Raw genomic sequence first — 22648 nt, 5'->3', positions numbered from 1 at the left:
GGGTCAGGCGCCCAAGGCCTGGCGCAGACGCGCTTCGAGCTGGGCAGGGTCAAGGTCCTGACCGATCAGCACCAGGCGTGTGATGCGCGGTTCTTCGGCACGCCAGGCGCGGTCGAAGTGCTTGTCAAAGCGCGTGCCTACCCCCTGGATGAGCAAGCGCATCGGCTTGCCGGCAATGGCGGCGAAACCTTTGACGCGCAGGATGCCGTACTCGACCACCAGTTGGTTGAGCGCCTCGATCAGCACTCGCTCATCGGATTCGGGCAGGTCGATGGAGATGGAATCGAAGGCATCATGGTCATGATCGTCATGGTCATCGCCGTCGTGATGGGCATCGTGGTGGGTCGGGCGGGCGTCGATGTGCTGCTCGGACTCGGCGCCCAGGCCCAACAACACCTCCAGCGGCAATTTGCCACTGCTGGCTTCGATAACTTTGACGGCCGCTGGCAGCTCTTCAGCGACCTCGGCACGTACCTTGGCCAGGCCGTCAGCGTCAATCAGATCGGCTTTGTTCAACACGACCAGGTCGGCGCTGGCCAGTTGGTCAGCGAACAGCTCGTGCAGGGGGACTCGTGGTCCAGGTTCGGGTCCAGCTTGCGCTGGGCGTCGACTTGGTCCGGGTAGGCGGCGAAAGTGCCTGCGGCAACGGCAGGGCTGTCGACCACGGTGATCACCGCATCGACGGTGCAGGCAGTGCGGATCTCAGGCCACTGGAAGGCTTGGACCAGTGGCTTAGGCAGAGCCAGGCCGCTGGTTTCGATCAGGATATGGTCCAGGTCGCCGCGGCGCGCCACCAGTTCGCGCATCACCGGGAAGAACTCTTCCTGAACGGTGCAGCACAGGCAACCGTTGGCCAGTTCGTACACGCGGCCATTGGCCTCTTCTTCGGTGCAACCGATGCTGCACTGCTTGAGGATGTCGCCATCAATGCCCAGCTCGCCGAATTCGTTGACGATCACGGCGATGCGTCGCCCTTGGGCATTGTCGAGCATGTGGCGCAACAGGGTGGTCTTGCCCGAGCCCAGGAAGCCGGTGACGATGGTAACGGGGAGCTTGGCCAGTGTTTTCATGTTGCAGTGCCCTTGGCAGAATGGCGTGGGCATGCAGGACGAGTGCCGTCGACCAGACTGGCCGGGCATGTTCGCCACCGGATCACCCCGCCCGGTTTAAAGTCGAAAACGTTGCGAGGCAGGTCTCCTGGCTTGCACCTGCGCCAGGCACGGTCATCAGGACCGGGCTTGGGAGAAGACGCCTTCCCGCGCTTGGCGCAGTGGCAGTGTCGACTCATCGATGGTGCCTACAGTTGCGGGGGCAGCCGCGGCTTGAACCGCGTTCCCGTCTTAGCTCCGGCCTGGCCGAAGAACCTCGAACGGCCAAGGCTACGCAGTGGCCGTCGGGTGGTCAACCGTTGTCGAGGCTGTGGGGACGCCGCGGCGAGCATCTTCTGGTTCGCACAGAGTGCGTATCACGACTAGGTGCAGCTCGATGCGCTAAGACTCGACAGCTACTTGCACCTTGCGGGGCCGGGTACCAAGTCGTGATAGGACATTTCCGATCCGGCGAAGATGTATTAAGGTGGCGTGTGCGCATATAACAGCAGCCCCAACGTGGGCACTTGCAAGACAACGAGGGTGTCATGAGCAACGAAAGCATTAACTGGGACAAGCTCGGCTTCGACTACATCAAGACCGATAAACGCTATCTGTCTGTCTGGCGCGATGGCGCGTGGGATGAAGGCACCCTGACCGAAGACAACGTGCTGCATATCAGCGAAGGCTCCACGGCCCTGCATTACGGCCAGCAGTGCTTCGAAGGCATGAAGGCCTACCGTTGCAAGGATGGCTCGATCAACCTGTTCCGCCCCGACCAGAATGCTGCCCGCATGCAGCGCAGCTGCGCGCGCCTGCTGATGCCCCACGTGCCTACAGATGTGTTCATCGAAGCCTGCAAGCAGGTCGTCAAGGCCAACGAGCGCTTCGTGCCACCCCATGGCAAAGGCGCCCTGTACCTGCGCCCATTCGTCATCGGCACGGGTGACAACATTGGCGTGCGCACCGCGCCGGAGTTCATCTTTTCCATCTTCGCCATCCCGGTAGGCTCGTACTTCAAAGGCGGCATGAAGCCCCACAACTTCCAGATCTCCAGCTTCGACCGGGCTGCCCCGCAAGGTACCGGCGCTGCCAAGGTCGGTGGCAACTATGCGGCCAGCCTGCAGCCAGGCTATGAGGCGAAAAAGGCCAACTTCGCCGATGCCATCTACCTCGACCCGTTGACCCATACCAAGATCGAGGAAGTGGGCTCGGCCAACTTCTTCGGCATCACGGCCAATAACGAATTCGTGACGCCCAAGTCGGCTTCGGTACTGCCCGGCATCACCCGCTTGTCCCTGATGGAGCTGGCGCAGTCTCGCCTGGGCCTGACTGTCATCGAAGGGGATGTGGAAATCAGCCAGCTGGATCGCTTCATCGAGGCAGGTGCCTGCGGTACCGCGGCGGTGATCACCCCCATCGGCGGCATCGAGTATAACGGCAAGCTGCATGTGTTCCACGACCTTGAGAAGGTCGGCCCCGTTACCCAGAAGCTCTACAACGAGCTGACCGGCATTCAGAGCGGCGACATTGAAGCGCCGGCAGGCTGGATCGTGAAAGTGGCCTGATCACCGAAGCTGCGCAATGTCCAAGGCGCGCTCCTCAGGGAGCGCGCTTTTTTTGCACGTCGCGACAGGCAATTGCGTACTTGAGCAGGCCATGAGGTTTCCTCCTGGGGCCAGGCCCGGTATCCTTCAAGGCTCTACTGCAAGCCCTTCAGGAAGCCGACCATGATCAGGCCCCTTCTAGTGCTGAGCGCGGCCCTGCTGTTCAGCCCCACGCTCCTGGCCCAGCAGATCAAACGTGAAGTGGGCGACTTCGACTTTACCCTCAGTACGACCCCTACCCGCAGCATGGCCCAGGGGCTTATTTCCCCAGCCGCTACCGGCGCCTTTCATGGCGGCCTGGACTTCAGTCACACCAGCGGGTGGTACGTAGGGCAGTACACACCCAGCATGGGCGTGGCGCCAGGGTCCACCCTGCGGGTCGACAACTACGTGGGCTACAAGCATCACTTCGACAGTACCTTGGGTTACGAGATCGGCGTCATCCACTACAGCCAACCCAACATCGCAGGCGCAGAGAGCCATGCGCTGTATGGGGGGATTTCGATCATGGGCAGCCGCTTCGGCGGGGCATTGCGTGACAATCCAAGCAACCGGATCGGCACCTTGTATGCCGATTTCGGGCAGGTTCCCCTGCTCAATGCCGACCTGACGGTCAAGCTTGCACATCATCGGCTCGGCACCCCGTTCACGATTGGCGACGGCAGCCAGGTCAACGGTTTCTCCGACTGGTCCATGCAGCTGTCGCGCCCCTGGTTGGGCCTGGACCTGAACCTCATCTACAGCGACTCGAACCTGACCGGTGGCGGCTGCGATGCTTATTCGGGGATCAACACCTATTGCGAGAGCGTGGTGACACTCAAGGCCCAGCGCAGTTTCTTCTAGGCAAGCCTGCTCATGCTCAGGCTTTGCCGACCATTGGGCCACCTCAAGCCTGTGTCGGTGCCTGTAGACGGGGAGCCGTTACAGCGATAGCCACCCCACCCAGCACTATCGCGCAGGCACCCATGGCACGTAGCGACAGCGCCTCACCGATCACCCACACCCCACCCAGCGCGGCGATCACCGGGACGCTCAGTTGCAACGTGGCGGCCTGTTGAGCGCTGATGCGCCGCACCACGCTGTACCAGACGGCATAACCTGCCGCCGATGCCAGCATCCCAGAGCACACCGCGAAGAACACGCCGGCCGTCGAGAACCGTAGCTCGGCACCCAGAGCGATCAGCGGCGTGCACAACGCCAGGAAGGGCACGCTGCGAACGAAGTTGCCTGCCGTGTCCGCCAGCGGCCGAGGTGACCCCTGGCCCAGCAAGGTATAGAGACCCCATGCCATGCCCGCGGCTACCATCAGCAAGGCGCTCGTCAGTGTAGATGCGTGGCTGCCAGGCAGGAGCAAAACGACCAGGCCTGAAAAAGCCATCAGCATGCCTGACAACGCGCGCAGGCTGATCCGTTCTCCACGCACCGCCGCCACGCTGAACATGGTCAGCTGAACGGCACCGAACAAGAGCAATGCCCCTACGCCCGCGCTCAAATCAAGGTAGGCAATGGAGAACAGAAAGGCGTAGCAAAACAACGCCAGACCGCCTCTCCAACTGCCGGCAGCCCCTGAACAGGGGTTGCGCAGCCGCACCAGCCACCACAGGCACAAGGCGCCGCTGCCCAGGCGCAGTGCGGTGAAGGTGATGGCGTCGACGGCGCCATCCTTGAGCGCCAGCCGGCAAAGTACCGAATTGGCGGCGAAGGCCATCAAGCTGAACATGGCCGGCCAGAACCAGGCGCTCAGTAACGGCCGGTCGATCGGGGAAGAGGTCGTGCTCATGGTGTGGTCACCTCTGAGAACTGCTGTGCTCATCGCGCAGGAAGGCGCAAACCTGATTAGAGGTTTACTACACAGCGAGTCGTTGGCGCTACCTACCTTGGGAGGAGGCGGGCAGCGCCGCTACGGCATCCACCTCGATTAGCATCCCGTCCAGGGCCAGTCGCGGAACCGGTATGAGCGTGCAGGTAGGTTTGGTAGCCTGGCCCCAGGCGCGGTCTACGGCGTCCACCCATTGCTTGAGGCGTGCATGGCTATGATCGACGATAAGCAGTGTGAGCTTGCACACGTGCTCAGGACCCGCGCCTTTGCTGGACAAGGCCAGCGCCAGATTGGCAATGGCCTGTCGAGCCTGGACGGCGAAATCAGGGGACAGCGTTCCACTGACCTGCTCCCCACCTTGACCCGCGATGAACAGCAGCCTGCTCCCGGAAATCACGTCAGCCACATGGGAGTAACCGTTGCCACTGGGGTCATACAGCGATTGAGGGTTACTCAGGTCAAAGGCGGAGGTCTGCATGGCATTGGCTCTCGGTCTGTGGAATGAACGCCGAGTATCCAACCTCAAGCAGACCTGAGGTCAAGGGCCGAAAGCGGCCCTGAGCGTGACAGTAGAATTACAGCAGCGATGCCGCCAGACGCCCCCGCGCCTGGCCCGCGATTCACTTCTCTTCCAATACAGCCTTGCCCTTGACCGCGCGAGGCCCGCGCCAGGCCCAGATCGGCAGGCCAGGAAACGGTGCCCACACCACGAACACAATCCACAGCATCTTGCGCTCGGCGCGCCGATCGCTGCCCATGATGTGCCAGATCGCCCAGATCTCCAGCAAAATCAAGATGATTGCCACCACGAACCAAATCGTTCCGATTTCCATGAGCTTCCTCCCATTGGCACTTACCCTATTGATTCCCCGATAACACCTAGGGTTCCGTTGGATTTGAACGGCGCCAGCACGCATGCAACCTCCCTGCCCCAGGCCGACGCCCAGCGCATGCCTGAACACGACCTGCACATTGGCGCCAGCCACCTTGCCGATTGTCTTTCCAAAGGGCACCGGCCACACTTTGGTGCGAAGCCAGGAAGCGGAGTCCAGCGTGTCCACACCCCGTCAGTTCAGCAAAAAGAGCAGCACCAGCAACATGCTGCGGTTAAAGACCAGCAGCGCCAGCGTTGAAGCGCCCTATCGGGTCGACTTCGTTTTGCTCGAACACTTTTCCATGGCCAGCTTCACCGTGGCCATGGACGTACTGGTCACGGCTAACCTTTTGCGCGCCGACAGCTTCCAATTCACGCCCTTGTCGCTTGCCGGTGACCGCGTACTGAGTGACCTGGGGCTCGAGTTGATCACCACCGAGCTTTCGGCGACCGCCCTCAAGCACTTGGACTTGCTGGTGGTCTGCGGCGGCTTACGCACGCCGCTCAAATACCCTGAACTCGACCGCTTGCTCCAGGACTGCGCTTCCCACGGGACGGCCCTGGGCGGCTTGTGGAATGGCGCATGGTTTCTCGGGCGCGCCGGAGCGCTGGATGACTACGGCTGCAGCGTTCACCCCGAACAACGTGCCAGCCTTGCCGAACGTAGCCCGCAGACGCGTATCACGCCTGCAAGCTTTACCCTCGACCGGGACCGGCTGAGTGCCGCCAGCCCAAACGGGGCGATGGAACTGATGCTGGGACTGGTACGACGGCTGTACGGTGATGGCCTGGCAGAGGGCGTCGAGGAGATTCTGTCCTTCTCTGGTGCGCGCTATCGCCAAGTGGGTCCCGGGGCCAAGAAGTCGATGAGTCTGCACCTGCGCACCATCGTCGAGCTGATGGAAAACAACCTCGAAGAAACCCTCAGCCTGGACCAGTTGGCGGCTTACAGCGGCCGGTCCCGACGCCAGATAGACCGCCTGTTCCAGGCGCAGTTGGGCACCTCCCCCCGGCGTTACTACATGGAACTTCGCATTACCAAGAGTCGCCGCCTGTTGCAGTACTCCGATCTCTCGGTGATGGAGGTGGCGGTAGCGTGCGGCTTCGTCTCGGTGTCGCACTTCAGCAAATGCTACGCCGCCTACTTCGGCTATCCCCCGTCGCGTGAGCAGCGGCTGGGGGATTGATGGCTGCTGTCATCGACTCTTTTTTCAGACTTCAGTTTGACGCAGCGGCCGGCTGCGCTGGAGGGGTCAGGTGCAGCACGCGATCACGTCCGCCTTCTGCAAGCCAGTAACCACCGCTGCCATCGGCCACGATCGACTGCGGCGCCTTGAGAAACGAGAGCACGGTCTGGCGAGTCCCATCGGGCTTTATGCGCAGCAGCCGCGCCCGGTGAGTGTTGTCTTCACTGATCCAGAGACCACGCTGGTCGCAAAACAGGAATGTAGGGTTGTTGAGGCCATCGATCACCACAGGGTCCTTGCCATCCTTGGACAGCGCCCGGACCTGCCCTTCGGCTTTCTCGGTATACAGTAGCCGGCCACCCCCGCATCGGGTCAAACCTTCGGCTTCGGTCAGGCCCGCACGCAACACGTCCACCTGGCCGCTGCGCCAGTCATAGCGCAGCAAGCGGCCATCACCCTTGCGGTCTTCGATGGCGAAAAGGTGGTTGCCCTCGTTCCAAAGGCCCTGTACCGCAATGCCCTCGAAAAGTGGTGTGACGTGGCCATCGACCGCCAGACTCACCGGCGCCAGGCCACCTTCCTGGCTGAAGACCCAGCCCCCTCTTGCCGCCACCATGCCGTCCGGCTTAGACAGCTTGTCCACGAGCACTTCGCGCTCACCGTCCGCAGCAATCTTGAGAATGCTGCCGCGACCATCGTCCAGCTCTTGGCTGACCAACAGGCTGCCGTCGGCCTGGGGAAGCAGTGACGCAGCCTTGTCCACATTGCGGTGCACGACCTCGACCTGCCAGCCCGAGGCGGCTTGCACGGGGTAGAAGCTTTGCCAGGCGAAAAACCCGAGGGTTGCGACTACAAGGCCAGTGGTAGCGGTTAGCACGATGCGAGTGCTGCGTGTGCGCAGGAAGGTAGACATGGAGAACTCCTTGATTCTGCTAGGAATGCTACCAACGGGATGTGAAAAAAACGTCGACAGCGCACAACTGATTACAAAACAAAAGGATATAAAAATAACTAAACAATCTAATAATTAGTAATAAAAAAATTGAAGAAGCGCGCTCATGTGCTTATTTTCTGGTGCTCCTGTTGAACTGAACATCAAGGATCGCGCCATGCCCCACCCCCTCTTTTCATCACTACGTCGGCGAGTACTGGGAGGGCTAATGGCCTCGCTTACCGGCGCCCTGCTGTTAGCCGGACCGGCCCAGGCGGGGGAAAACAGCACCCTGCGCATCGGATACCAAAAATTCAACAGCCTCAACATCCTCAAAGGCAGCGGTGCGCTGGAAAAGGTCCTTGCCCCTCAAGGGGTGAGCGTCAGCTGGCATGAGTTTGCTGCGGGCCCTCAGTTGCTCGAGGCGTTGAGCACGGGTGCCATCGACGTGGGGCACGCTGCCGATGCGCCTTCGGTGTTTGCCCAGGCGGCCGGCAAATCCGTGGTCTACCTGGCTGCTGAACAGCCGTATCCACGTGGGATCGGGCTGGTGGTGCGCCAGCAGGACACTCTCACGCACGTGCAGGATCTGAAGGGCAAGCGCGTGGCCACTGGCCGGGGGTGGAATGCCCAGTATTTGCTGGCCGTGGCTTTGCAACAGGCAGGGCTGAGTTACCAGGACATCACCCCGGCGTACGTCAACAACGCAGCCGACGCGATAGCCGCGCTGCAGTCAGGCAGCGTTCAGGCCGCTACGCTATGGGACCCGTTCCTGGCTGCAGCAGAGCGTCAGCCAGGGCTGAAAAACCTGCGTGACGGGACCGGCTTGACCAATAATCGCACTTTCTATTTGTCCACCGCCCACTTCGCGGACAGCAACAAGGCGTTGCTCAGAACATTCTTCAGCGAACTGGCCAAAGCCAGCCAGTGGGCCAATGACAAACCTGCCGACGTCGCCGCATTGCTGGCACCGCAGCTTGGCATCAACGCCGATGTACTGGAGGTGGCGAGTCAACGACGCAACTACAACGCCGTGCCGGTGACGCCAGAGATCGTTGCCGAACAACAGAAGTTGGCAGACACCTTCCAAGGGCTTGGCCTGATCCCCCGCAAACTGAACGTAGCCGAAGCGGTTTATCCCGCTTCCGTGCTGCCCTGAGGCGAGGTCAGCCTATGCCCCGCCCTATACGCTTCAACGCCTTCAGCATGAATGCTGCCAGCCACCAATCGCCTGGATTGTGGCGCCACCCACGCAACACCAGCACCGATTTCAACCGCCTGGCCTACTGGACCGACCTGGCGAGGCTGCTCGAACGCGGTGTGTTCGACGCATTGTTCATTGCCGATGTAATGGGCATCTATGACGTCTATCAAGGCAGCCCAGGCCCGGCCTTGCGCGGCGGCGTTCAGGTGCCGGTGAACGACCCGATGCTGCTGGTCCCGGCCATGGCCGCTGTGACCAAGCACCTGGGTTTTGGGGTCACCTTCTCGCTGACCTACGAGCATCCCTACCCCTTTGCCCGGCGCATGTCCACGCTCGATCACCTCAGCGACGGGCGCGTGGGCTGGAATATCGTCACCGGCTACCTGAACAGTGCCGCGCGTAATCTTGGGCTGGATCGACAACTGGGGCATGACCAGCGCTATGACCTGGCCGAAGAGTATCTGCAGGTGCTCTACAAGCTCTGGGAAAAAAGCTGGGACGAGGATGCCCTGGTGCTGGACCGTCAGACTGGCCGTTACGTCGAGCCAACCCGTGTACACGCCATCGGTCACCTCGGCGAGCATTTCCAGGTACCTGGTATTCACCTGTGCCAGCCCTCTCCGCAACGGACCCCCGTCTTGTTTCAAGCAGGCGCATCTGCGCGTGGTCAGCAGTTCGCTGCAAGGCATGCCGAGTGCGTGTTCATCAGCGGGCCTACACCCACGGTGCTGCGGCGCTACGCCGATGGTGTTCGTCAGGCCAGCGAAGCGGCAGGACGCACGCGTGACGATGTGCTGATCTATGCCCAGGCGTTACTGATCGTCGCGCCCACCCACGAGCAGGCGCAGGCACGCTTTGCCCAATACCGCAGTTTCGTCGACATCGAAGCAGCCCTGACCCTGCTGTCAGGGTGGACCGGTATCGACCTGGATGGCCTGGACCCTGATGCGCCGATCCAGTACGTGGAAAACGATGCAGGCCGTGCGGCCCTGGCAGCCTTCACGGCGGCTGACCCTAGCCGCCAATGGACAGTGCGCGAAGCGGCGCAATTCATCGGGCTAGGAGGACGCGGGCCCGTCCTGGTCGGTACGCCAAGCGAAGTCGCTGACCAGTTGGAAGCGTGGGTCGATCAAACCGATATCGACGGTTTCAACCTCACCTATGCTGTCCAACCTGATGACCTGACCCACGTCGTGGAGTTGCTCATTCCTGTGCTGCAGCGCCGTGGCCGTTATCCCAAGGGCTACGTCGATGGCACATTGCGCCACAAGTTGTTCGGCGAGGGAGACCGTCTGACGGCGCACCATGTGGGTAGCCAGGTGAGTATTCAGCAAACAAATACCGGGTATTCCAACATTTAATTTGTAGATGCTCGGCGCGCCACCCTATCCTGTGCCCACGTCCCCTGCACCGCACCGGCCGGTGCGGTCCACGGCATGGGGATAGAACAACAAGTCGAGAGCATTCATGTCGAACCACGCCTATTTCGCGCCCCACGGCGGCCACCCGGCTCAAACCGAGCTGCTGACCGACCGTGCCATGTTCACCGAAGCTTACGCGGTCATTCCCAAGGGCGTGATGCGTGACATCGTCACCAGTCACTTGCCCTTCTGGGACAAGATGCGCATGTGGGTCATCGCCCGGCCGCTGACAGGGTTCGCCGAGACGTTCTCCCAGTACATCGTCGAGGTGGCGCCTGAAGGCGGGAGCGAACGGCCTGAATTGGACCCCAACGCCGAAGCGGTGTTGTTCATCGTCGAGGGCGAGCTGGACATCACCGTCGAGGGCCAGCACCACACACTGGTGCCAGGGGGCTATGCGTTTCTGGCGCCTGGCGCCGAATGGAGCTTGCGCAACAACAGCAAGGCCAATGTCACCTTCCACTGGCTGCGCAAGCACTACCAGAAGGTCGAGGGGCTGGACGTGCCGTCCTCATTCGTGACCCATCGCGACAACGCTACCGTGATCGAGATGCCAGGTACCGAAGGCCGCTGGAAAACCACCCGCTTCGTCGACATGGCCGACATGCGCCATGATATGCACGTCAATATCGTCACGTTCCAACCAGGTGGCGTCATTCCGTTCGCTGAAACCCACGTCATGGAGCACGGGCTTTACGTTCTCGAAGGCAAGGCGGTCTACCGCCTGAATCAGGACTGGGTCGAGGTAGAAGCCGGCGACTTCATGTGGCTGCGCGCCTTCTGCCCGCAGGCCTGCTATGCCGGCGGCCCTGGCAACTTCAGCTACCTGCTGTACAAGGACGTGAACCGTCACGTGCACTTGACGCTCAACCCCAAGCGCTGAAGTCAAAAGACCGCCTGCCGGTCGACGAGGCGCACCCACCAGGGTGCGCCAACCCGCCGTTACTCAACCACCCCACACGCCACGCGCGCACCACCGCCACCCAACTTCTCGGGGTGGTCGCTGTGGTTATCGCCACCTGCGTGCACCATCAAAGCATGGCCTTTGAAGTCCTCAGCCTTCAAGCGCGGTGCCAGCACTGGATAGGTTGCCTTGCCATCGGCACCTACATACAACGCCGGCAGGTCACCGCGGTGACCGCTGTCATCATAAGGGCCTTTGTGCGCGTTGGTCGATTGAGGGTCCCAGTGGCCCCCTGCTCCCCCTGCTGGCACGGTTTTGCCTGCGTCCTGCGCAGGTGCGCAGGACGGATTCTGGTGCAGGTGGAAACCGTGCACACCCGGTGGCAGGTCTTTGAGGTCCGGAGTCAGCAGCGTTCCGTACTTGTTCTGTTCGATACTGATGGTGCCGATCGACTTGCCTGGGCCATCGGCGCCTGCCAGCTTGAGCTCGACGGTCTGGGCGGCTTGGGCCAGGCCGGTAGTGGCCAGCAGGGCAGCGATTACAACTGCTTTCATAGGGTTCTCCATGGCGTGGTGAAGGCGGACGTCATACCCGCGTTGTGCATGGGACTGCATCATCGCGCAGTCATTCCCTTGTGCCACAGCCTGAAACACTTAAAGGCTACCACCGGCCAACAGCTGCTTGAGCACCTGCGCCAGGTCCTTGACCGTTGGATCGGCGGTCGGGCGGTGCACGATGACGATCTCATAGCTGTCGACTTCGTCCAGCCCCTGCTCGACGCCCAGCACGCGATGCTCCGTGGTGGCGGCGCGCGGCGGTAGCAGGCTGATGCCCATGCCATCGGCGACCGCGGCCTGGATGCCACTCAGGCTCGAACTGGTGAAGCTGATACGCCAGCGCCTGCCACTGCGCTCGATGGCGGTAATCATGTCCTCGCGGTACAAGCCCCGCGGCGGGAATGTCACCAACGGCACCGGGTCCAGTTCAAAGGCAGGCAGGCGCGCGCTGTCGATCCATTGCAGGCGCTCTGGCCAACAAGCGACGCCTTCGCGACTGTTGCGTCGTTGTTTGAGCAGTACCAGGTCCAGCTCGCCATTGTCGTAGGCCTGGCTCAGATCCCGGCACAGCCCACTGGTGACCTCCAGCTTCACCTGCGGATTGAGCCGACTGAAGGCCGATAGGGCATGGGTGGTCGATCCGCCCACGAAGTCTTCGGGCACACCCAGGCGCACCGTGAAGCCGACCATGGCACCGGCCAAGGCTTCGAGCATCTGGTCATTCAGGGCCAGCATGTGCCGGGCGTACCCGAGCAACGTCTGCCCGGCGTCGGTCGGGAGCACGTCGCGGTTGCCACGTACCAGTAAACGATGCCCCACCATGTCTTCCAGGCGCCGGACTTTCTGGCTGATGGTGGACTGGGTCGAATGCAAGCGAGCGGCAGCCGTGGTGAAACTGCCGCAGTCGGCCACCACGACGATCGCCCGTAAGAGGTCCAGGTCGAATAAGGCCCTATTCGGTTTAACGTTATGAGACATGCGAGTATTCGACAAATGAATGGGAGGAGCGTTTTCTAGCACGCGCCTGTACAGCTCGCAACGCTGGCCTTAGTCCCCCAGTGCCACGCCCTCCCGGCGCGGGTCGGCACCCCCCGACCAGTCTGACCCAGCTCGCCAAATGACTTGCAGGCCGCTGGTCATGTCCATTGGCGTTACCGTGTGGCCCCACGCCTCGAGCTGGCGGATCAACGCAGCGCTGGTCAACCCTGATTCCACCTCGGTTGCGCCGTTGCGGCTGCCGAAATTGGGCAAACCGGCGGCTTGCTGGGGGTTCAGCCGCCAGTCCAGCAATGCGATGAGTGCCTTGTTGACGTAACCGATGATCTGCGAGCCGCCGGGCGAGCCAAGGCTGGCCACCAACGCCCCATTGCCGCGGGAGAACACCAACGTTGGCGCCATGGCTGACAGGGGACGCTTACCCGGCTGAACGCGATTGGCCACTGGCCTGCCCTGTTCCCGGGGCACGAACGAAAAATCGGTCAGTTGGTTGTTGAGCAAGAACCCTTTGACCATCAGGTGCGAGCCGAATGCGCCTTCTACCGAGGTGGTCATGGCCACGGCATTGCCTTGGTCATCAATGGCGCTTACGTGGGAGGTGGCTATGCGCGGTGGCGATCGGTCAGGCGCGAGCGTCAACAGCGCACCCTTCGGATAGCCGGGGCTGGCCTTGTTCATGCTGCGCTCACCCACCTGACTGGCACGCTGTGCCAGGTAGCCCGGGTCGAGCAGGCCCTTGAGCGGAACGGGTACATAGTCACTGTCGGCCAGATACTGGGCGCGATCGGCATACACCAATCGTTCGGCTTCGGCAACCAAGTGCACGGCGCGTGCTGGCGCCTCCAAGGTGGCAGCAGTGGTCGAGGGGACGGGTGTGAGGTGGGCTAGATCGTCCCTGGCCGATCTGCGTTGCAATGCCTCCAGTATGCCCAAGGTCTGCAATACCGCCACGCCCCCGGAGGAAGGGGGTGGCATGCCGCATACCTGCCAAGCTTTGTAGGGCCCGCAGACAGGTTCACGCTCGCTGGCGCGGTAGTGCTTCAGGTCATCGATGGACAGATACCCTGGGTTAGCGTGGTTATGAACAGCGGCCACCATGGCCTGCGCGACCTCGCCGTTGTAAAACGCCTGCGCGCCGTGCTGCGCGATCTGCTCGAATGTGTCGGCAAGTGCGGGGTTACGCAGTCGTGTGCCTACCGCAAGCGGGCGCCCCGTCGCGTCCAGAAAATAGCCAGCCATGCTGGGCGACCTGGCCACGAAGGGGCCAGCCTCCAGCAGCGCGTGTAGCCGTGCCGAGACTGGGAACCCGGTACGGGCCAATTCGATGGCGGGTTGGAACAACGCTTGCCAGGGCAGGACGCCGTGCTGCTTGTGGGCCAGCTCCAAGGCCCGCAGTACGCCTGGCACCCCCACCGCTCGCCCGCCTATCTGGGCTGACCTGAAGGGTATGGGTGCCCCTTTGTCGTCGAGAAACAGCCGTTCGGTCACCTGTGACGGCGCCGTTTCCCGGCCATCGAATGCCTGCGTCTTTTTCCCGTCCCAGTGGAGGATAAATGCACCGCCGCCGATCCCACTCGATTGGGGTTCGACAAGTGTCAGTACCATTTGCATCGCAATCGCCGCATCCACCGCGCTGCCCCCGGCGCGAAGGATGCGTTGTCCAGCCTGGCTAGCCAGCGGGTTGGCGGCTGCTACCATATGACGCTTGGCTGCCACCGGCTGCAAGCCGGCGCGATAACCGGAGCCAAGTTCGGGTGCTACGGGCAGCACTTGCCTGGCCTGGGCTAGGTTACAGGACAGGCTCAGGCACAGCGCGCTGACGGATACAAAGAGAGGGTTCATACAGCCGCTTCCTGCGTTGGGCCTGGCATCGATGCCAGGCTGTCGAATCGAAAAGGGGCGCTGACGCTTTTAGGTAAGCATTCTGGCTGGGCGAGGATAACGCGACTGCAACGCCCGGGACCATCGACGCTCACGCGGTTGTTGCGCGGTTCGATTCCTGTCGCTCACCTTGACGTATACGTAAAGCACGCTTCAGGATGGCGGCATATCCTGTCCAGAGCCCTGGTATGAGTACCCAGACCTACAGCATTTCCGACCTGTCCCGCGAGCTGGACATCACCACGCGTGCCATTCGTTTCTATGAAGAGCAAGGGCTGCTTCGCCCCGAGCGACGCGGCCTCGAACGCATCTATTCGGCGCGGGACAAGGTCAGCCTCAAACTTATCTTGCGGGGCAAGCGTATCGGCTTTTCGCTGGCAGAATGCCGTGAGTTGATCGAGCTGTACGACCCATCGGGCGGCAACCTCAAGCAACTCAACAGCATGCTCGCCAAGATCGCCGAGCGGCGCGCCCAACTGGAACAGCAAATGCTCGACATCCACCAGATGCAACTCGAACTGGACACTGCCCAGGAGCGCTGTGAACAGGCGCTGGCTTGCACGCTTGCCAATAAAGACCACGGTTGACCGTTACAGGAACCTCATCATGTCCTTGCCTGAAAAAGTTCGTCTGGTAGAAGTTGGCCCTCGCGATGGGCTACAGAACGAAGCCCAGCCCATCCCTGTTGCCGACAAAGTACGGCTGGTGGACGACCTGACAGCGTCTGGCGTCGCCTACATCGAAGTGGGCAGTTTCGTTTCACCCAAGTGGGTGCCGCAAATGGCCGGTTCGGCCGAGGTGTTCGCGAGTATCGAGCAGCGTGCGGGCGTCACCTACGCAGCCCTGGCGCCCAACCTGCGAGGCTTCGAAGATGCCGTGGCGGCGGGCGTCAAGGAGGTGGCGGTATTCGCCGCCGCGTCAGAAGCGTTCTCGCAGCGCAATATCAACTGTTCCATCTCGCAGAGCCTGGAACGTTTCGAACCCATCATCGAGGCCGCGCGAGCCCAGGGTGTGCGGGTGCGTGGGTATGTATCTTGCGTACTCGGCTGCCCATACGAAGGCTCGGTCCGTGCGGAGCAGGTGCTGCCGGTGGCGCGCGCCCTGCACCAGATGGGCTGCTACGAGGTGTCGCTGGGCGATACCATCGGCACCGGTACTGCTGGTGACGTCCGACGCTTGTTCGAGGTGGTGGCGGGCCATATACCCCGCGCGCAATTGGCGGGGCACTTCCACGACACTTACGGCCAAGCCCTGGCCAACGTGTATGCGAGCCTCCTTGAAGGCATCAGCATATTCGACAGCTCAGTGGCGGGTTTGGGTGGCTGCCCCTATGCCAAGGGCGCGACGGGTAACGTCGCAACCGAAGATGTCGTTTACCTGCTTGATGGGTTGGGCATCGAGACCGGTATCGACCTGCAACGCCTGATCGAGGCCGGGCAGCGCATCAGCACGGTGTTGGGAAGGGCCAACGGATCGCGCGTTGCACGTGCGTGGCAGACGCGCTAGGTCATCAAGGTGTCACGTCCGTGTGGGTGAAGTGTTACCGCTTAGCGAAGACGAGGCCAGATACGGGTATCACGGAAACATCTGGTGTGGTTTTACCGACGTCGCGCTTTTGCGAATTTCTTCATCCCATTGATTCAAAAGGATTTTTAAAACCTGGCACGCGAACTGCTATATCTCTTGCATAACAAGAACAACAAAGCATCACTCAATAAAAATAATAGAGAACGGCTCTGACAGAACAAGAACAACACGGCAGAGGCGTAGCAAGCAGATTTTTTTGGAGTCGACCCGCGTTCCTGGGGCAAGCCCCGCGAATTGGCACAGAACAACAAAACTACCTCCAGGTAGCAGCAGCCAACTCGGATCGTACGTGATGAAGGTCGGTCAGCGCTCAAAAAAATACGTTTGCTCTTGGTCCCGAATGGGGGCCTTGCACCACCCGGGCAGGCTGACAAAAACAACAACAGGCCAGCCCTAATAATAAAAAGAGCAAGCAGCAACGCTTTGGGGGGAGCTTCGGCTCCCCTTAGTGCTTATCCCTCCTCCTTCTGCTTCTCTTCGTGCTTGCCCTCGGCCTTCTCGACCAGCAGTGGCATCGTGCCCAACACCAACAACGCCAGCACCGTGCTTATCAATGCGGTGGCCTCCCGGCCCATCCCAGCGGCAGTGCCTATGGCGGCGGTCATCCAGAGGCCAGCGGCGGTCGTCAACCCTTTCACGTGGCTGGTGTCCCGTCCGTTGCCTTTCAGGATGGTGCCCGCCCCGAGAAAACCGATGCCGGCGACGATGCCCTGGATCACGCGGCTGAGGGCCTGTTCGTCGGCGCCTGCCATGCTGGGCGCCAGCACGAACAGCGCAGCACCGAGCGACACCAGCATGTGCGTGCGCACCCCGGCAGACTTGCCCCGATGTTCCCGCTCGAACCCCAATACCGCGCCGAGCAACGCTGCCATCAACAAACGCACAAGAATGCGTGTCACCTCGTGCGCATCGGTCACGTCTGCAAATTCGATCTGGATCGCGTGCCAGATAGTTTCCATCCTGTACGTTCTCTTCTAAGGCTGGCTGCTTGGCGAACGTCAGGTGCCTAGGTGGCAGGGCCATGCTTGCCCCAAGTGCTAATACACCAACCACGGCCCCCATACGATCGTGCTTGCCGGCAATGGGCTGCACAGCTGCACCCAACACCGGGCCCAGCATCCCCTCTTCACATTCATGGACCCTGAGTGCCTCTGCAAAGTGCCGTTGAGCCAAAGGGTGCAACGATGTCCAATACCCTGCGGTCAACCGTTCGAATCACATCAGGAGACTTGTCATGCCAGTGGAAATCGATGCCCAAACCCAACGCTGCACGCTCATCAATGATCAGCAACGTCTTGAAGGCGCCGCTTGCGACGTCGAGATCTTGACTGACGAGCAAATGCGCATGTCAGTGGCGGTACTGGCCGAGATGCGCACGCCTATCACCGAATTAGAGGCAGATGCCCTGACGGTGGCCGGTGCGGTCGATAGCCGCAGGCATCTGAAGAGCACCGCGCCAGGCTCGATCATATAGGGGGATGCACGGCATGCGGCGCAACTGATATGGTTTTTATCGCCAAGGCTGAGCCTGTGCTGCTAGCAGAGTGAAGGCCATAGTGCACAGGCCTGATTCAGGCTAGAAGAGCACGGAGCCATGACCGATAGAACGCCTTACTCAGTGATCGCCGCTGTTCCTGCCAATCCTTCCCGGCGCACTCGCGAAGCCGCCATCCACACGCGCAGTTTCAACGGGCTGTTTCGCACCCTGCGCATTGGTTTCGCCGGCGCCCTGTTCGCCCTGTTCTTCGGCACTGCCTGGCTGAACTGGAACGGCCGCCAGGCCGTGCTGTGGGACCTGGAGAACAGCAAATTCCACATCTTTGGCGCTACCTTCTGGCCGCAGGACTTCATCCTGCTCTCGGCGCTGCTGATCATTTGTGCGTTCGGCCTGTTCGCCATCACCGTCTACGCCGGGCGCGTCTGGTGCGGTTACAGCTGCCCGCAAAGTACTTGGACCTGGTTGTTCATGTGGTGCGAAAAAGTCACTGAAGGCGACCGCAACCAACGCATCAAGCTGGCCGCAGCCCCCTGGAGCGTGGACAAAGCCGCCCGGCGCATCGCCAAGCACTCGCTCTGGCTGGCCATAGGGCTGGTCACCGGCATGACCTTCGTGGGCTACTTCACACCAATTCGTCCGCTGGCGGCCGAATTGTTGACACTCCAACTGGGCGGCGTAGCGCTGTTCTGGGTGTTGTTCTTCACAACGGCCACGTACTTCAATGCCGGCTTGCTGCGCGAAGCGGTCTGCCTGCACATGTGCCCCTACGCCCGTTTCCAGAGCGTGATGTTCGATAAGGATACCCTGGCCGTCGCTTACGATCCGCGCCGTGGCGAAGCACGTGGCGCGCGCAAGAAAGGCAGCGACCCCCGCGCCCAGGGCCTGGGTGACTGTATCGACTGCACCTTGTGCGTGCAGGTGTGCCCTACTGGCATCGACATTCGCGACGGTTTGCAAATGGCCTGCATCGGCTGCGCGGCCTGTATCGATGCCTGCGACGGCGTGATGGACAAGATGGGCTACCGACGCGGGCTGATCGGGTACAAGTCCGAGCACAGCCTGCAAGGGGGTACTACGCACTGGCTACGGCCACGCCTGCTCGGTTACGCCGCAGCACTGCTGGTGATGATCGGTGCCTTGTGCGTGGCATTGTACCTGCGGCCGATGGTATCGCTGGATGTGATCAAAGACCGCGGTCTGTTCCGCGAAAATGCGATGGGTCAGATCGAGAACATCTACCTGCTCAAGGTGATCAACAAGACCGAGCACACTCAACACTACGCGCTTCGGTTGCTCGATGCCGAGGGCTTTACCCTGCAGGGGCAGACAGCGCTTACTGTACCCGCCGGCGACATGAGCGAAATGCCGGTGTCCGTGGCGATGCTGGCCGACCGACCCGAAAGCAGTGCGGTGCCGCTTACATTCGAAATCAGCGAACGCGACGACGATTCGGTGCGCAGCGTTGCGCACAGCCGCTTCGTGGCGCCCATGAACCGATGACGCCTACACTCCACTTTTCTTGCCTGCCAGGCTTCGACAGAAGGCCACAATGAAACGTTACGAACGCTTCGCCGACGACATCGCCGAACTCATTCGCTCCGGCGTACTGGGCCCTGGTGAGCGCGTGCCCTCCGTGCGGTACGCTAGCCAGACGCACGGGGTCAGCCCCTCCACGGTATTCCAGGCGTATTACCTGCTGGAGCGGCGTGGGCTGATCCGCGCCAGGCCGCGCTCGGGCTACTTCGTCAATGCCCATGCGACTCGCCAATTCAGCGAGCCTCAAGCGCTGCACCCGATCAGCGAGTCCACCGATGTGGACGTAAGTGCCCTGGTCTTTTCCATCCTCGACTCGATCAAAGACCCCAACACGGTACCCTTTGGCTCAGCCTTCCCGAGCCCATCGCTATTCCCTCTCCAGCGCCTGTCCCGGTCACTGGCCAGCGCCAGCCGTGCCATGGACCCTCGGGTGGCGGTCACGGATCTGTCGCCCGGCAACCCGCAACTGCGACGGCAGATTGCCCTGCGCTACATGGTCGGCGGACTGATGCTGCCGATGGAAGAACTGCTGATCACCAACGGGGCACTGGAGGCCTTGAACCTCTGTCTTCAAGCTGTCACCCAGCCAGGTGACCTGGTTGCAATCGAAGCGCCCGCATTTTATGCCTGCCTGCAGGTATTGGAACGGCTCAAACTCAAAGCCGTCGAAATCCCCGTACATCCCCGCGATGGCATGGACCTGGAGGTGCTCGCCCAAACGCTGCAAAAACACCCGGTCAAGGCGGTGTGGTGCATGACCACGTTCCAGAACCCGGTCGGCGCGAGCATGCCGGAGGCCAAGAAGCAGGCGTTGGTCGAGCTGGTGACTCGCCATCAAGTGCCCCTGATCGAAGACGATGTCTACGCCGAGCTCTATTATGCCCAGCAGGCCCCCAAGCCTGCGAAAGCATTCGATACCCAGGGCCTGGTCATGCATTGCGGCTCCTTCGCAAAGAGCCTCGCCCCGGGCTATCGCATCGGCTGGGTCGCCGCTGGGCGGTTCGCACAGAAGGTCGAGCGGTTGAAGCTCATGACCTCGCTCTGCGCCTCGATGCCGGCCCAGGCTGCCATCGCCGACTACCTGCAGCACGGTGGCTACGATCGGCACCTGCGCAAGTTGCGTTATGCCCTCGAAGGCCAGCAAGCCAATATGCTGGCAGCGATCGGGCGTCACTTTCCGGCACAGACACGTGTCAGTCAACCGTCAGGGGGGTATTTCCTCTGGCTGGAGTTACCGCAACAGATGGACGCGCTCAAGCTGTTCCACATGGCGCTGGCGCAAGGCATCAGCATTGCCCCGGGGCCGATCTTCTCGCCCACCCGGCGCTTCGGCAACTGCATCCGGCTCAACTATGGCAGTCCCTGGAACGAAGGTGCCGAACAGGCAATGGCCACCCTGGGGCGGATCATTCGTTCTTTCTGAGTTGTGCCTTTAACCTCTCATGCACACACGGCTATAGTTGTCGAAATTTCCAAGCCCAATTGCCCGCATGACATCACAAACGACGTTGGACGACCGCGCAGCCTTACAGGCCAGGCTGCTTGAGCTCGAGGCCGAGCACGAGCAGCTGCGCCTGAAGGCTGCTGCGTATGACGCCGTCGTCGAGCAAATCGATGAAGGCCTGTGCATCTTGCAAGTGCTTGAGGATGAGCACGGCCAACTCAATGACTATCGCTACCTGATGTACAACGAGGCCTGCGCCCGCCACACTCTTCATGTCAAAGAGGTGGGTTTGACCGCAAGGCAAACCATTCCTGACGAAGTGGACCAATGGCTCCCACATTTCGCCGAGGTGGCTCGCACGGGTGTGCCCATGCACTTCGAACAGCGGCTGGCGGTCTCGAATCGCTGGCTGACCTTGAAAGTCAGCCGCCTCGAGCCCGCCTGCGAGCGAACATTGCTGGTTCTGTTCACCGGCAGGCCCGACGAAAACGCTGACGTCAATCAGTTGCAGGCGCTCAACCAGGAACTGGCACAGCAAGTAGACAGAGAGCTTGCCAGTCGCAAGCTGCTGGGCAACTTGGTCGATCACAGCGTTGCCAACGTATTCGCGGCCGATTGCAGCTTCAGGCTGCTGGCGATCAACCGTACCGCGCAGGAAACCTTCAAGCGGTGGCGCGGCCTGGTGCCCAGGGTTGGTGAGTACATCCCCGACTTCATCGCCGACCAGCCGGATATCGTCAAACAATTGAGCGGGCTGTGGCCAAGGATCATGGCGGGTAAGTCTTTCGTGGACACCGTTGCCATTGGCCTGCAATCGGATGTCCGTCACTACGAGGTGCGCTACAACCCGCTGCTCGATGCCGACCAGGTCGTGCAGGGTGGTTTCATGTTCGCCTATGACATCACCGAGCGCGTCGCTGAGCAGCAGCGCCTTGAGCAAGTGGAAGAAACCCTGCGCCAGTCCCAGAAAATGGAGGCCATCGGCCAGCTGACTGGCGGGATCTCCCATGACTTCAACAACTTGCTCGGCAGCATAATGGGTGCGCTGGAGGTTGCCGCTCAGCGGCAGACCGAAGGTCGCTATCCGGATGTTGCCAGGCTCATCGGGTTGGCCAGGCAGGATACGAAGCGGGCGGCTACCCTGGTGCAACGCCTGCTGACCTTCGCCCGGCAACAAAAACTGACCCCACAGACGGTCGACGTCCATGCGTTGGTGACCAGCATGCACGATCTCATCAAGAGCTCGTTGCACGCCAGCATCGAGTTCCAGGACCACACCACGCCTGGACACTGGCTTATCCAGGTCGACCCTTCCCAGCTGGAAAACGCGTTGCTCAACCTGTGCATCAATGCACGCGACGCCATGCCTTTAGGCGGGATGCTGGACATTCGCAACAATGACGTGCGGGTGCAGCCTTCGCTGGCCGACCGTCTTCACTTGCCTGTAGGCGAGTACGTCAGGATTTCTATCAGTGACACCGGCGTGGGAATGAGCAGCGATGTGGCAGAACGTGCCATGGAGCCGTTTTTCACCACCAAGCCACTTGGCCAGGGATCGGGACTGGGGCTACCCATGGTCTATGGCTTCATTCGTCAATCCGGCGGTCAGGTGAAGATCACCAGCACGCCGGGGCAAGGCACGTGTGTGGACCTTTATCTACCCAAGGACACAGGCCAGATCGCGCTGAGCATTGCCAACGTACCAACGCCATCCTGGCCCTCCCGGCAGGATAAACATCTGGTCATGCTGGTGGAGGACGAAGACACGTTGCGTCTGGTGATAGAGGAACTGCTGATTGATCAAGGGATGGAGGTGCGCGCCTTTGCAGAAGGCTCGCAGGCTTTGGAAGCTTTGAGGGCCGGCCTGCAGCCGTCGCTGTTGATCACCGACATCGGCTTGCCAGGCAGAGTCAGTGGCAAGCAGCTGGAAACCGCCCTGCCCGACTCGGCAGCCCTGCTCTACATCACTGGCTATGCCGATGAACAGGGCGTCGCCATGTCGCGTAAGGGTGCAGTGATGTGCAAGCCCTTTGCACTGACCGCGCTGGTCGAACAGGTGGCCCTGCTGCTGGCCGGCCATGACGCTGGCTCGAACAGGCGCGTTTGATGATGCG

Annotated in this window: 20 protein-coding genes, 1 pseudogene and 1 riboswitch; of the genes and pseudogenes, 12 read left to right on the top strand and 9 right to left on the bottom strand. The window is 61.3% G+C overall.

What is annotated here, in order from left to right; translation table 11 throughout:
* Positions 1 to 3: 3 nt before the first annotated feature.
* Positions 4 to 1070: pseudogene (gene cobW / locus FH041_RS05575) on the bottom strand (cobalamin biosynthesis protein CobW).
* Between the two features lie 99 nt (positions 1071 to 1169).
* Positions 1170 to 1383: riboswitch (cobalamin riboswitch) on the bottom strand.
* A gap of 253 nt (positions 1384 to 1636) precedes the next feature.
* On the opposite strand from cobW, the gene FH041_RS05570 reads away from it, so the two are divergent.
* Positions 1637 to 2656 (top strand): branched-chain amino acid aminotransferase, encoded by a 1020-nt coding sequence (locus FH041_RS05570; RefSeq protein WP_023535596.1) that lies wholly within the window; start codon positions 1637 to 1639, stop codon positions 2654 to 2656.
* A gap of 162 nt (positions 2657 to 2818) precedes the next feature.
* Positions 2819 to 3538 (top strand): TorF family putative porin, encoded by a 720-nt coding sequence (locus tag FH041_RS05565; protein ID WP_088523482.1) that lies wholly within the window; start codon positions 2819 to 2821, stop codon positions 3536 to 3538.
* 43 nt (positions 3539 to 3581) lie between these two features.
* Here the strand turns inward: FH041_RS05565 and FH041_RS05560 are convergent, their stop codons facing one another.
* From FH041_RS05560 to FH041_RS23095, 3 genes are all read right to left on the bottom strand, one after another.
* The gene (locus FH041_RS05560) at positions 3582 to 4475 is read right to left on the bottom strand and encodes a DMT family transporter (RefSeq protein WP_140174244.1); all 894 of its coding nucleotides are present in this window, start codon (positions 4473 to 4475) and stop codon (positions 3582 to 3584) included.
* Between the two features lie 88 nt (positions 4476 to 4563).
* Positions 4564 to 4992, bottom strand: coding sequence for a RidA family protein (locus tag FH041_RS05555; RefSeq protein WP_132578788.1), 429 nt, complete (start codon positions 4990 to 4992; stop codon positions 4564 to 4566).
* A gap of 142 nt (positions 4993 to 5134) precedes the next feature.
* Positions 5135 to 5347, bottom strand: a complete 213-nt coding sequence (locus FH041_RS23095; protein ID WP_023535666.1) for a PLDc N-terminal domain-containing protein — start codon at positions 5345 to 5347, stop codon at positions 5135 to 5137.
* Between the two features lie 220 nt (positions 5348 to 5567).
* On the opposite strand from FH041_RS23095, the gene FH041_RS05545 reads away from it, so the two are divergent.
* Entirely contained in the window at positions 5568 to 6575 is a 1008-nt protein-coding gene (locus FH041_RS05545; protein WP_132578787.1) for a GlxA family transcriptional regulator, read from the top strand.
* A 31-nt stretch (positions 6576 to 6606) separates the two neighbouring features.
* On the opposite strand, the gene FH041_RS05540 is transcribed toward FH041_RS05545, so the two are convergent.
* A complete protein-coding gene (locus tag FH041_RS05540; RefSeq protein ID WP_049695899.1) occupies positions 6607 to 7488 on the bottom strand; it encodes a hypothetical protein in 882 nt (293 codons plus the stop codon).
* Between the two features lie 196 nt (positions 7489 to 7684).
* Here FH041_RS05540 and FH041_RS05535 point away from each other — a divergent pair, with 196 nt between their 5' ends.
* The 3 genes from FH041_RS05535 to FH041_RS05525 all read left to right on the top strand — a co-directional run bounded on the left by FH041_RS05535 (position 7685) and on the right by FH041_RS05525 (position 11014).
* The gene (locus FH041_RS05535; RefSeq protein ID WP_027914897.1) at positions 7685 to 8665 is read left to right on the top strand and encodes an aliphatic sulfonate ABC transporter substrate-binding protein; all 981 of its coding nucleotides are present in this window, start codon (positions 7685 to 7687) and stop codon (positions 8663 to 8665) included.
* 14 nt (positions 8666 to 8679) lie between these two features.
* Positions 8680 to 10071, top strand: coding sequence for an LLM class flavin-dependent oxidoreductase (locus FH041_RS05530; protein WP_140174243.1), 1392 nt, complete (start codon positions 8680 to 8682; stop codon positions 10069 to 10071).
* A gap of 106 nt (positions 10072 to 10177) precedes the next feature.
* The gene (locus tag FH041_RS05525; protein ID WP_023535538.1) at positions 10178 to 11014 is read left to right on the top strand and encodes a bifunctional allantoicase/(S)-ureidoglycine aminohydrolase; all 837 of its coding nucleotides are present in this window, start codon (positions 10178 to 10180) and stop codon (positions 11012 to 11014) included.
* Positions 11015 to 11073: 59 nt separating this feature from the next.
* Here the strand turns inward: FH041_RS05525 and sodC are convergent, their stop codons facing one another.
* The 3 genes from sodC to ggt form a co-directional block, all read right to left on the bottom strand.
* Entirely contained in the window at positions 11074 to 11589 is a 516-nt protein-coding gene (sodC, locus tag FH041_RS05520; RefSeq protein ID WP_023535661.1) for a superoxide dismutase family protein, read from the bottom strand.
* A gap of 99 nt (positions 11590 to 11688) precedes the next feature.
* On the bottom strand, positions 11689 to 12570 hold the full coding sequence (locus FH041_RS05515; protein ID WP_027914895.1) for a LysR substrate-binding domain-containing protein: 882 nt from the start codon (positions 12568 to 12570) through the stop codon (positions 11689 to 11691).
* A gap of 69 nt (positions 12571 to 12639) precedes the next feature.
* On the bottom strand, positions 12640 to 14430 hold the full coding sequence (ggt, locus tag FH041_RS05510) for a gamma-glutamyltransferase (protein ID WP_140174242.1): 1791 nt from the start codon (positions 14428 to 14430) through the stop codon (positions 12640 to 12642).
* A 227-nt stretch (positions 14431 to 14657) separates the two neighbouring features.
* Between ggt and FH041_RS05505 the strand changes: the two genes are divergently transcribed.
* Positions 14658 to 15056, top strand: a complete 399-nt coding sequence (locus tag FH041_RS05505; protein ID WP_028687491.1) for a MerR family DNA-binding transcriptional regulator — start codon at positions 14658 to 14660, stop codon at positions 15054 to 15056.
* Between the two features lie 19 nt (positions 15057 to 15075).
* Positions 15076 to 15975: a hydroxymethylglutaryl-CoA lyase gene (locus FH041_RS05500; RefSeq protein ID WP_027914892.1), complete on the top strand. Its 900-nt coding sequence runs from the start codon at positions 15076 to 15078 to the stop codon at positions 15973 to 15975.
* A 533-nt stretch (positions 15976 to 16508) separates the two neighbouring features.
* Here FH041_RS05500 and FH041_RS05495 read toward each other — a convergent pair.
* Positions 16509 to 17015 (bottom strand): MgtC/SapB family protein, encoded by a 507-nt coding sequence (locus tag FH041_RS05495; protein WP_028687493.1) that lies wholly within the window; start codon positions 17013 to 17015, stop codon positions 16509 to 16511.
* A 275-nt stretch (positions 17016 to 17290) separates the two neighbouring features.
* Between FH041_RS05495 and FH041_RS05490 the strand changes: the two genes are divergently transcribed.
* From FH041_RS05490 to FH041_RS05475, 4 genes are all read left to right on the top strand, one after another.
* On the top strand, positions 17291 to 17530 hold the full coding sequence (locus FH041_RS05490) for a DUF3203 family protein (RefSeq protein WP_059183964.1): 240 nt from the start codon (positions 17291 to 17293) through the stop codon (positions 17528 to 17530).
* A 120-nt stretch (positions 17531 to 17650) separates the two neighbouring features.
* Positions 17651 to 19054, top strand: a complete 1404-nt coding sequence (gene ccoG / locus FH041_RS05485) for a cytochrome c oxidase accessory protein CcoG (protein WP_088523489.1) — start codon at positions 17651 to 17653, stop codon at positions 19052 to 19054.
* Between the two features lie 49 nt (positions 19055 to 19103).
* A complete protein-coding gene (gene mapR / locus FH041_RS05480) occupies positions 19104 to 20513 on the top strand; it encodes a GntR family transcriptional regulator MpaR (protein WP_027914888.1) in 1410 nt (469 codons plus the stop codon).
* Between the two features lie 484 nt (positions 20514 to 20997).
* Entirely contained in the window at positions 20998 to 22641 is a 1644-nt protein-coding gene (locus tag FH041_RS05475) for a PAS domain-containing sensor histidine kinase (protein WP_049696124.1), read from the top strand.
* The last annotated feature ends 7 nt before the right edge of the window (positions 22642 to 22648 follow it).

This window comes from Pseudomonas sp. SWI7 (assembly GCF_006351945.1).
Lineage (GTDB): Bacteria > Pseudomonadota > Gammaproteobacteria > Pseudomonadales > Pseudomonadaceae > Aquipseudomonas > Aquipseudomonas fulva.
Note: the sequence above shows the minus strand (reverse complement) of the source record. Positions and strands in the feature narration are given on the sequence as shown.